7 protein-coding genes are annotated in these 10838 nt (G+C 71.1%); 3 read left to right on the top strand and 4 right to left on the bottom strand.

The features are described from left to right. The coding region (locus tag FLW16_RS32875) for a DUF222 domain-containing protein (protein WP_142564022.1) at window positions 1–1983 on the bottom strand (1983 nt) is incomplete at its 3' end. A gap of 336 nt (window positions 1984–2319) precedes the next feature. Then, entirely contained in the window at window positions 2320–3189 is an 870-nt protein-coding gene (locus tag FLW16_RS32870; protein ID WP_142564020.1) for a universal stress protein, read from the bottom strand. A 283-nt stretch (window positions 3190–3472) separates the two neighbouring features. Here FLW16_RS32870 and FLW16_RS32865 point away from each other — a divergent pair, with 283 nt between their 5' ends. Next, the gene (locus tag FLW16_RS32865; RefSeq protein ID WP_185949699.1) at window positions 3473–4162 is read left to right on the top strand and encodes a CBS domain-containing protein; all 690 of its coding nucleotides are present in this window, start codon (window positions 3473–3475) and stop codon (window positions 4160–4162) included. A gap of 331 nt (window positions 4163–4493) precedes the next feature. Here FLW16_RS32865 and FLW16_RS32860 read toward each other — a convergent pair whose 3' ends face one another. Beyond that, window positions 4494–6002, bottom strand: a complete 1509-nt coding sequence (locus FLW16_RS32860) for an alpha-N-arabinofuranosidase (RefSeq protein WP_142564015.1) — start codon at window positions 6000–6002, stop codon at window positions 4494–4496. Window positions 6003–6224: 222 nt separating this feature from the next. Between FLW16_RS32860 and FLW16_RS32855 the strand changes: the two genes are divergently transcribed. Then, on the top strand, window positions 6225–7025 hold the full coding sequence (locus FLW16_RS32855; RefSeq protein WP_142564013.1) for a glycerophosphodiester phosphodiesterase family protein: 801 nt from the start codon (window positions 6225–6227) through the stop codon (window positions 7023–7025). A 66-nt stretch (window positions 7026–7091) separates the two neighbouring features. Further along, the gene (locus FLW16_RS32850) at window positions 7092–7907 is read left to right on the top strand and encodes a Gmad2 immunoglobulin-like domain-containing protein (RefSeq protein ID WP_221891405.1); all 816 of its coding nucleotides are present in this window, start codon (window positions 7092–7094) and stop codon (window positions 7905–7907) included. Window positions 7908–7913: 6 nt separating this feature from the next. Here FLW16_RS32850 and FLW16_RS46040 read toward each other — a convergent pair whose 3' ends face one another. Further along, window positions 7914–10805 (bottom strand): family 43 glycosylhydrolase, encoded by a 2892-nt coding sequence (locus FLW16_RS46040; RefSeq protein ID WP_221891404.1) that lies wholly within the window; start codon window positions 10803–10805, stop codon window positions 7914–7916. Window positions 10806–10838 lie beyond the last annotated feature (33 nt).

Raw genomic sequence — 10838 nt, 5'->3', positions numbered from 1 at the left:
CTTGCGGCCCATGTCGAGCACCTGCCCCTCGGCGTCCATGACCAGCCGTACCAGGGTGCTGGTGCGGGCAAGGCGGTGCACGCTGGAGACCGGCAGCATCTGCCCGGTCGCCAGCAACAACCCCGGCACCGTCCCCAACACCGCCCCCGGTGACGCTCCTGGCACCGCTCCTGGCACCGCTCCCGGTGGCCATGGCGGCGCTGCGCACGAGCACCGCGCGGTGTTGTCGCACCCGCATCCGCCCTCGCCGTGTCCCCGGTGCTCGTGACCGTGACCTTCACGCGTGGTCTGCCCATGGCAGCGGTCCCCCGCAGGCCGATGTCCGGCGTGGGCGTGATGCGCAGCGGGGTCCTCGGGAGGAGGATCCGGCCGCGCTGTATTCGGAGGCGCTTCGTGCGGACCCTTGCTACCGCCGCCCGAAAACCGGGCGTCGGCCGCCTGATCAGTCCATTCAGGGTCGGTGGCCTCCGCTTTACCAGGGGCGCCGTTCTCTGCCACCGTGGGGGCGCTGTCCTGCTCGGCAGGGTCGCAGCCCGCGCCCTGTATGGGTGCGCTGGCGACGCCCTTTACCGAGGCGGTGCTCGCGGTGTCGCGCCCGCCGGCCTGGTGTCCACCGGCCTGCTGTTCACGGGCCCCACTCTCACGGGCCCCACTGTCATGGGTCCCGCGCTCACCGGCTCCGGGGGCGCCGGCCTTTTCGTCGCAGGGTGCGGTGGTGGCACGGTCGGCGCTTTCGGCAGCGGCGCTAGCGGCTGCATCGGCACCGGCATCTGTCTGCGAACCGGCACCCGCCGTTGCCTCGGCATCGCTGGGGGCGCAGTCCCCGGTGTTTTCGGTGTCGTTCCCGTCGGCGGGGTGGCCCGTGCTGGGATCGGTGGGGTCGGGGTCGGTGGGGAGGGATTCGGCGTTGACCAGGACGAGGAGTTCGGTGGCGATCTTCTCCTCCAGCAGCGCGATGAACGCATCCGCGTTACGCACTCGCAGCGGCCGGTCATCACCTTCAGCGCGCGGCTTGGCATACGCATCCAGCAGCGCCCGCAGCCGGGCGGCCGCCTCGCGCGGCAGGTAGAACTCTCCCTCCAGCCCGCCGCCCCGGGTGGGGCGGACCCGCAGGAACCGCCGCGCGTAGTCGGCCTGCTCGTCGCGGTCCTCCCCGTCGGGGTCGAGCACCGCCCGCAGGTAGCGGCCGGCTTTGGCCACCTCCGCCGCCCCCGCCTTGCCCGCCAGCTCCAGCAGGATCGGCTCGGCCAAGGCGGCGTGCTCGTCACTCAACCGGGCGGTGGCCGTGCAGATCGCCTCCACCACCCCCGCCGCCAACCCGCCCTCAGCGAACTTCTCCCGCACCCGGGGCAGACGCGCCAACTCCACCGCCAAGGTCAGCAAGCGGCCCGCACCCGCGACGCTCATCCCCGCGGCGGCGCGCAACCAACTACGGGTCGAGGCATGCCCATGCTCCTTGGCCTGCCCCGCACCATGCACCCGCCCCACCCGATCCGCCAACGCGGAGGTGATCCGATCCCGCGCGAACAACAACTCCTCAGCCTCAGCAAGACAGATATCCGCATCGTCCGGCAACGCCGCCAACGCCAACGCCTGCGCCGACTCACGAAGAGAACCCACCAACACCCACGACGACCGGCCCTTCTCCCGGCTGTCCCGACCGGCAGCCGGCCCACGACCACCGGCATTCCCGGTGCCTGTTCCAGCATCTGCAGCGCCACCATCGACGGCATCAGCACCACGGACGCCGTTGGACCCGGCACCGCCGGCACTGCCACTCATGCCCTGGCCGTCGGCGGCATTGCTCCCGGTAGCGCCGGTGGCCGCTTCGTCCCGGGCCGCGTCACCGACGGGACAATCGTCGTGAGCGAGCGAGCCCTCCGATGACCACAAGGGCGAATCGGCGATCAACCGATCCCACCAGCCGTCATCAGCACGATTCGAACGACGAGGGCGGTCAGGATCGGAGTCAAGAAGATCCATCACACCCCCTCGCGGAATTCGAAAGCCTGTATTAATTATTTAGCGTCTCTCCAGCCGAAGCAACCGGCAGAGACGATTAGTTGGAGTTACAGGCAAAGCTTGCATGTCGAGATAGTTCGCATAATGACGAATGTCCATCTGGCGCGATTCCATTGCAGTCGCCCTCGCCGAAGGCCAGATAGAGCGAGACCAGCATGGCGCCTTTACATTGTAGATTCAGCGCCCGACATATGAGGAAAAAAACGGTATTTGCGCAGCCTTACGTATGGTCCTTCGGCGCGCATATTGCCGTTGGCGCGTGCCCGACGGCGAGCGCTGAGGGCCCTGCCCGAAGCCTCAGCGCTCGCCGTCGCGGGGCCGTACGACCGCGACGGGGCAGTGTGCGCGGTGCAGCACGGCGTGACTGACCGAGCCGATCAACGCGCCGCGCACGCCGCCGAGTCCACGGGAACCGACGACCACGAGGTCGGCGACGAGCGAGGCGTCGGCCAGCGCCGGGACCGGGTGGCCGCAGACCGACGACTCGACAAGCGGGACGTCCGGGTGCTTGTCGCGCCACGGCGCGAGCCGCAGCCGCGCCGCCCGGCATTCGTTGTCGAATATCTCCTCGAGTGCCGTTCCGTATCCGATCGCGAAGGGCGAGAACACCGGCATCTCCCAGGCGTACACCGCGTGCACCCGCCCGTGCCGCGCCCGGGCCTCCTCGAAGGCGAACTGCAGAGCCGCCTCCGAATGAGGTGATCCGTCGAAGCCGACGACGACCTCGTGGTATTCGTCCCGGTGCGGTTTGCGCACCACCACGACAGGGACCTCCGCGTGACCGGCCAGGCCGAGGCCGACGGAGCCCAGGACCAGGCCGGAGAAGCCGCCCATCCCCCGGCTGCCGACCACGAGGGCGTCGGCACCGGCCGACCCGGCGCGCAGGGTCTCGACGACCGTTCCCTCGGCGAGCTCCGTGGTCAACTCCAGGCCGGGGGCGATCTCGCGGGCGCGGGCGGCGGCCGCCGCGAGCACGCCCTCGCAGAACTCGCTGTAGGACTGTGCGAAGCCTTCGACGGCGTGGAACGGGTATTCGTGCGCCCACGGCTCTCGCACGTGGACGATCCTCAGGGCGGCCCCCCGGCGCCGCGCGTCGTCCGCCGCCCACTCCAGCGCCGCCGCCGCTGGCTTCGATCCGTCGACGGCGACGACGATCTGTCCGGCCATGTACTTCTCCTCCTGTGCTCAAGCGGTACGCGGACGTCCGGGGGTTGGTGCTCCCGGCCACCATCGCACCGTGTCCGCTGCCCACGGCGCAGCAGACGAAAGTCCTCAAGCGGAGGGACTTCCGCCCGCCCGACGCGCCCGGGCCCGGCGCGGAACGCCGGAACGGCGGCGGGACCTTCGGCCCTGCCCGTAGGCCCCGGCCCGGAGATGGGATGGAAGTCACGGGCCGCTCCCCCGAAGAGAAAGGCGGCGCCCCGCGACCGGAAGGGAGGCCGCCGTGCACATGAAGGTGCAGGACGTCATGACCACGGACGTCGCGTCCGTCCACGCCGGCACGCCGTTCAGAGACATCGCCGAAGTGCTGATCGCCCGCGCCGTGGGCGCCGTTCCCGTCGTGGACGGGGAGGGCCGTGTGATCGGCGTCGTATCCGAGTCCGACCTGCTGCGCAAGGAGGAGTTCAGAGAGCAGTACTACCGCGAGGGCTACCGGCCGCCCCTGCGCGCGTGGCTGCGCGCCCGCCTCGGCCAGGAGGGCGGGGCGCGAACGAAGGCGGCCGGTGAGACGGCCGCCGACCTGATGACCTCCCCCGCCGTCACGGTCACCGCCGGCACGACCACGGTCGCGGCCGCCCGCCTGATGGACGAGCACGGGGTCAAGCGGCTGCCCGTCGTGGACGCCGAGGGCCGGCTGCGGGGCATCGTCAGCCGCCACGACCTGCTCAAGACGTTCGTACGCGCGGACGGCGACATCGAGCGCGAGGTGCGCGGGGAGATCCTCGGCCGGAGCCTGTGGGCCGACACCTCCAGGGTGGGCGTCCACGTCCACCACGGCGTGGTGACGCTCACCGGCCGGATGGACCGGCACAGCGCCGCGCGGATCGTCGTACGCATGACGCGCAGGGTCAGCGGCGTCGTCGACGTCGTGGACGAACTGCGGTGGGAGAAGGACGACACCCCCACGGAGAGCGGCTGATGAACGCGGAGGCTACTCCCTTGGCGCGGTGGAACGCCGCCTTCCGCAGCGGCGGTGTGTCCGCGAGAAGGTCTCCCGCACCAGGTCGGGCGAGCCCCGCTCCTCGGCCCGACAAGGAGGAGCCGGGCGGGGGGACGTGGCCCCCGCCCGGCTCGATGAGGCGGCGCAGATCGGAGAGGTAGGCGTGCAGCGTGGCCCGCCCCTCGTGGGGAGGCGTGTCGCCGTACAGTCTCCGTGGGGACGACGGCCCCTCGCACGGCCAGGAGCCTGGCCAGGACGGCCCGGGGGCGCTGTTCCCCCAGGTCGAGAGGGTGTCTGAGGCGGTCGCCGGTCAGGCCCTCGAGAGCCTGATCACGTTCCAGGAGACCGGCGGCAGCACGATCCGGAGCGGATCGCTCCGGTGGTCGGTGTTGGGACGGGGTGCCACCCGATCGGGGTCGTCGGCGGTGTTGCGGGCGTACACGTCCTCATGGGTGAGCGTCGTCGCCTCGGCGATCCGCACGGCGCCTCCACCTGCGCCCAGCGGCCCCGCGTCGAGCTCCAGCTCCAGCGGCTCGGTCGTCGACCTGTTCACCGCGAACAGCGTCGTGCCCGCCTCGTCCTGGGTGGCGACCGCGTGGAGCACGGGCACCTCGCCGAACTCGGCCGTCTGGTACGTCGGGCAGACGGGCTCGACCCGCACGACGTCGCCCTTGGCGTGCCGTGTCGCCTGCGCGAACGGGTGGAAGGTCGTCTGCCGCCAGGCCCGGCCGCCCGGCTCGGTCATGATGGGCGCGATCACGTTCACGAGCTGGGCCATGCAGGCCGCCGAGACCCGGTCGCTGTGCCGCAGCAGCGTGATGAGCAGGCTGCCGAAGGCCACGGCGTCGGCGAGGTGGTAGTGGTCCTCCAGGAGCGGCGGCGCGACCGGCCAGTCCTGCCCGGCCTCCGCCGCCTGGACGCGGCTCAGGTACCAGACGTTCCACTCGTCGAAGGAGACGGAGATCTTCTTGCGGGAGCCGAGTTTGGCCCCCACCTGGTCGGCCGTGGAGACGACCGTGGAGATGAAGTGCTCCATGTCGGTGGCGCAGGCCAGGAAACCACCGAGGTCGCCGTCCTTCTCCTCGTAGTAGGCGTGGCAGGAGATGTGGTCGACCAGGTCGTAGGTCTCCTCGAGGACGGTCGCCTCCCAGGTGCCGAAGGTCGGCATGGAGGAGCCGGAGCTGCCGCAGGCCACCAGCTCGAGACCGGGGTCGACCATGCGCATGGCCCGGGCGGTCTCGGCGGCGAGCCTGCCGTACTCGTGGGCGGTCTTGTGCCCGATCTGCCAGGGGCCGTCCATCTCGTTGCCCAGGCACCACATGCGGATGTCGTGCGGCTCCTTGGCGCCGTTGGCGACCCGCAGGTCCGACAGCGCGGTGCCGGACGGGATGTTGCAGTATTCGAGCAGGTCCAGGGCCTCCTGCACGCCGCGGGTGCCGAGGTTGACCGCCATCATCGGCTCCAGGCCGGCCACGCGGGTCCACCGGACGAACTCGTCGACCCCGATCTCGTTGGTCTCGGTGCTGTGCCAGGCGAGGTCGAGCCGCCGGGGGCGCCGCTCGCGCGGGCCGACGCCGTCCTCCCAGCGGTAGCCGGAGACGAAGTTGCCGCCGGGGTAGCGCACGGTGGTCACGCCGAGTTCGCGGGTGAGCGCGAGCACGTCGCCGCGGAACCCCTCCGCGTCCGCCGTGGGGTGGCCCGGCTCGTAGATGCCGGTGTAGACGCAGCGGCCGAGGTGCTCGACGAACGTGCCGAACGTGCGGCGCCGTACGGGAGCCACCCGGTGGGCGGGGTCGATGGTCAGCTGTGCCTGGAGCACGAAGATCTCCTTCAGCGAGCAGGGGGTCGCGGGCCGATTGTTAGCGTTCGCATCGTCTCTGGTCAAGGTCTCGCGCCGGAAAACTCGACTGTCGCCACACCCGCTGTTATCGCTAACACCCGCCTCTGGCCCGTCGAGCACGTCCGGCCGTTTCTTGATCTCCCGATCACCATGCCAATACGATGCCGCGCTGACGACACAGGCGATCTCGGGGGTTGGACGATGAGGATCACGACTGCTCTGTGCGCGGCGGCGGCCGTCATCGCCACGGGCGCGACGGTGGGCGTCGCGCCCGCCACGGCGTCCGGGGCGAGCGCGCTGCCGCGCTGCCCGCTGGTGTTCGGGCACGGGGGTTACCCCGAGGGTGCGAACGGCTGGGCCAAGGATCAGATGCGCCAGCCCAACACCATGCGGGGGCTCGACGACCAGAAGTCCTGGGGAGCCGACGGTGTCGAGGCCGACGTCCAGCTCACCAAGGAGGGGACCAAGGCCGTGATGTGGCACAACAGCACCACTCACGGGCTGACCGGCACGCAGCAGAAACTGACCGACATCTGGTGGACGTACGGCGCGGGGAACCTGGCCGGCCGCCGCATCATCCGGGGGCCCTACCAGGGCGAGCGGGTCTACTCGCTGCGGCAGTGGCTCGACCGGGCGCGCTCCCTCGGACTGGTCGCACTCCTGGAGATCAAGCCCGAGACCAAGCCCGTCCTGACGAACCCCAGGTTCGCGGCGCAGGGATGGAAGGAGATCTCCGACCCGATCAGGGAACGCCAGGGAAAGCAGCGGATCCTGGTCTACTCCAACGACCCCTCGATCCAGAGCGAGCTGGCCGAGCGCCACCCCACCCTGCTGAAGGGATCCGCCGGCCGGTGGACCGACAGCGTCCACTGGACCGAGCCCGCTCCCTCCTGGAAGGGCAACGTGTCCCAGTGGCAGGCCGTGCTCAACCAGTCGCCGGGGAGCGTCATGACGAACTACCCCAAGGAATACCGCGCCTGGCTGCGGGGCAAGTGCCGCTAGGGAATGCCTGACATCCGGCCGGGCATGCTCTCAGTCAAGGAACCTCTCGGAGCGGGAGCGCGCATCGTGACTGGCGGCGTAACAAACGGCCGGGCGGGCCGTGCCCGATGGGCGCCCGCCGTGCTGGCCGCGCTCGGCCTGCTGGCGGGCGCGTGCGGAACCGGCCCGGGAACCGTCCAACAGAGCGGCGCAGGAACCGTCCAACAGAGCAGCCCGGTGGAGAGCGGCCCGGCGGCCACCGCCCCCACCCCCTCTGCGGGTTCCCTCGTGGCGGGCCGCTACCAGCCGCTGTGGCCGTTCGCCGACGAGAAACAGGTGCGGGACTGGCAGGAGAGCTACCGCTCGGGCGGCCACCAGCCCTGGCACCTGGACGCGGAACAGACCGCGCTCTCCTTCACCCAGGGATTCCTGGGCTTCACAGGCGTCGACCAGGTCGTCAAGCGTACGGTGACCGCCGGGGACGCCCGCGTCTCGGTCGGCATCCGCGGCGAGGGCGGCGGGCGGCCCGGCATCGCCGCCGTCATCCACCTGGTCAGGTTCGGCACCGGGCCGGACGCGCCGTGGGAGGTGGTGGGCACCGACGACACCACCTTCTCCCTCACCACTCCCAGGTACGGCGCCCTCGTGTCCTCACCCGTCACGGTGGGCGGCAGGATCACCGGAGTGGACGAGAGCATCCGCGTGGACGTGCGCGCGACCGGGAGCGCCCGCCCCCTCGGCGGGCGCTGCTGCGTCTCGGCCGGAGGGGACGACGTCCCCTGGTCCGCCACCGTGACCTTCCGCGCGGCCCCGGGCCGGACGCTCACCCTCGTCGCCAGCACCGGCGGCCACGTGGCGGAGGTCGAGCGCTTCACCGTCACCGGCGTCCGGGTGGCGCGATAAGCCGCACTACTTCGCGTGGACGACGACGCTGCCGCGAGCCGCGTCACCGGCTCCGTTCTGGTAGATCACGTCGCCGGTCTTCTCGTCCCAGATCCGGACGGCGAAGCGGTCCACGCCGTCCCCGTCGCGGGTGTCGCCGTCGCGGGCGACGACCTCGAAGCCGTACCTCCCGGCGCCGCCGACCGTTCCGATGCCGCGGTAGCGGATCTCTCCGCCCGAGACCACGAGCCAGTCGTACGCCGTGGACTGGAAGTTCAGGCGCCCGGCCTGGAATGAGAAGGTCGTGCTCCCGGTCGGAGCGGCGTAGTCCTTCCCCGCCGGCTTCTTCGCGTACTTGGCCACGAACCCGAAGGTGGCCATGCCGGTCAGCGCGGGGTTGGCCCGGTAGGCGCCGGAGGGCGAGTCGATCCAGCCGCCGCCGGTGACGAAGCCGGCGTCCCGGTCGTACACGACCACCGGACGGCCGGTCGCCGTGGCGGTCGCGCCGTCGTCGTCGGCCACGGTGACGGCGGGCTCGTGGACGCCCGGCTTCGCATAGGTGTGGCGGGCCGTGCACGTCCCGCCGGTGACCGCGCCGGACGAGGTGGTTCCGTCCTTCCAGTCCACCGCGCACGTGAGCTCGTCGTTCGCGCCCCGGTCGCCGGCCGGGACCGAGAGGGTCACGCGCGTGCCTGCCTCGACCGGACCGGCGGGTGTGACGACGTCCCCGGCCTCTGGAGCGGCGTTGGCGACGGTCACCTTCGCGGTGTCGCGGCTGCGGCCGGAGGTCAGCGTGACGGTGTAGGTCCCGTCGTCGCTGCAGGTGACGGCGGTTTCGGCGGCCCCGGGATCCGAGAAGGAGCAGGTCGCGCCGGAGTCGACGCCCGCGTCGGCCTCGTAGCTCCACTTGGCCGCGCCGCCGGCCGACCCTGCCAGCCGGATCGGGGACCCCTCGCCGCCCTTGGCGTCCGGCCCGGCGTTCGCGACCGACACCGGGTCGACACTCTCCAGCGTGGGCACGACCTTCTTGATCAGGCCGTTCTCGTCGAACTCCATCCGGTCGATCGTGGTCTCCCGGTGGGTGCCGTCGCCGCCGGGGACGGCGAAGCGGTGATAGGCGATGTACCAGTCGTCGGTGCCGGGCACCCGTACGACGGAGTGGTGACCCGTGCCCTTGATCCCGAGGGACGGGTCCTTCTGCAGGATCACGCCCCGCTTGGTCCACGGGCCGAGCGGCGAGGCTCCGGTGGCGTACGCGACCTGGTAGTTCTCGTCGCGCGTGTCGTTCTCCGACCACATGAAGTAGTAGATCCCGCCGCGCTTGAAGACGAACGAGCCCTCGTTGTAGCCGCTCGGCTTGTACGTCTTCACCTTCGCGGGGTCGAACGACACCATGTCGTCGTTCAGCGGCACCTGGTAGGAGTTGCCGTTGCCCCAGTAGAGGTACGCCTGGCCGTCGTCGTCGACGAACACGTCCGAGTCGATCATCTGGCCGCTGTAGGTCCCGGCCGCCACCAGCGGCTTGCCCAGGGCGTCCCTGAACGGCCCGGTCGGCGAGTCGGACACGGCGACGCCGAGGTGCTTGCCGGTGTTGCCGGTGGCCATCCCGCCGCTGAAGTAGAAGTAGTACGTGCCGTTCCGCTCGGCGATCGTCGGCGCCCAGGCGCTGTTGTCGGCCCAGGTCACGTCGGGCCCGAGGTCGAGGACGACGCCGTGGTCGGTCCAGTGGACCAGGTCCTTGGACGAGAACGCGTGGAACTGCGTGCCGCTCCAGCCGGCGAAGCCGTCGGTGGTCGGATACATGTAGAACGTGTCGCCGAACACGGCGATGTTCGGGTCGGCGTACAGGCCGGGGATCACGGGGCTCTTCATCACCCGTGCCTCGACCGTCCACGTCCGCCGGGCGCCGTCGGACCCGGTGACGGTGTAGGTGACCGGCTCGGACAGGTCGCGCACGGTGCCGGAGGCCGGGCTGATGCCCGCCCCCGGCACCAGGGTGAACGCGGGCGCGAGCCGGGTGAGGTCGGTGCCCTCCTTCACCGGCAGGACGATCCTGCCGTTCGTGCCGTCCACGATCGCCGGGACCTTGAGCTCGGGCAGCGTGGCCGCGCCGACCGCCGCCGTGTTGCCGGAGATCTGGAGCACCTCGGTCGCCGACAGCGCGTGGTCGTAGATCCGGAAGTCGTCCACCTCACCGGCGAAGTAGGGGTCGGCCGAGTAGAGCGACTTCCCGATGTAGCCCGTGTAGTCCTTGGTCGCGTCGTACAGGTCGGAGGGCTTGACCGGCACGTCGGCCGCGCGCGCCACCTCGATGCCGTCGAGGTACATGACGGCCGTCCTGCTGTCGCCGTCGACGGTCACCGCGACGTGCTTCCAGGCGCCGCCCGGCAGGGCCGAGCCCCCGGACAGCTTCGACTCGGCCTGCCAGCCGCCCGTCGTGATCGCCGAGTAGAGGATCTTGCCGCCGTTGTACGGCGAGGTGAACAGATATTTGGTGCTGTCCGGGCCGAGGCCGTACAGCCACTGGTTCACCGTCGTTGAGGCGTTCCACTTCACGTATGTGGCGACGGTGACGCTGTCGCGGCCCTTCAGCACGCCGTTCGGGATCTTCACGTACGGTGCGGTGGCGGACGAGGACGCCCCTCCGGCCATTGCAAACGAGCCGCCCTCGACGCCCTGGCCGAAGGCGGGCGTCCGCTCGTAGCCGCCGTCGTTGCCGTGGCCTGAGACGTCGTGGACGACGGTGCCGCCCGTCTCGTCGAACGTGTACCGCAGCAGCAGACCGGACGGATCCGCCGCGCCGGCCGCGTGCGCCGGGGTCGTGAGCGGGGCCGCCGCCAGGGACAGCGCGGCGACCGCCGCGAGGGCGAGGCGAAGGAGGCGAGGGAGGCGTCGTGGGGGGGTGGTGCGGCTGTGCATCGTCTCTCCCGGCCGGCGGCTCGGGACCACCGT

Source organism: Microbispora sp. KK1-11 (assembly GCF_006874435.1).
GTDB lineage: Bacteria > Actinomycetota > Actinomycetes > Streptosporangiales > Streptosporangiaceae > Microbispora > Microbispora catharanthi.
Note: the sequence above shows the minus strand (reverse complement) of the source record. Positions and strands in the feature narration are given on the sequence as shown.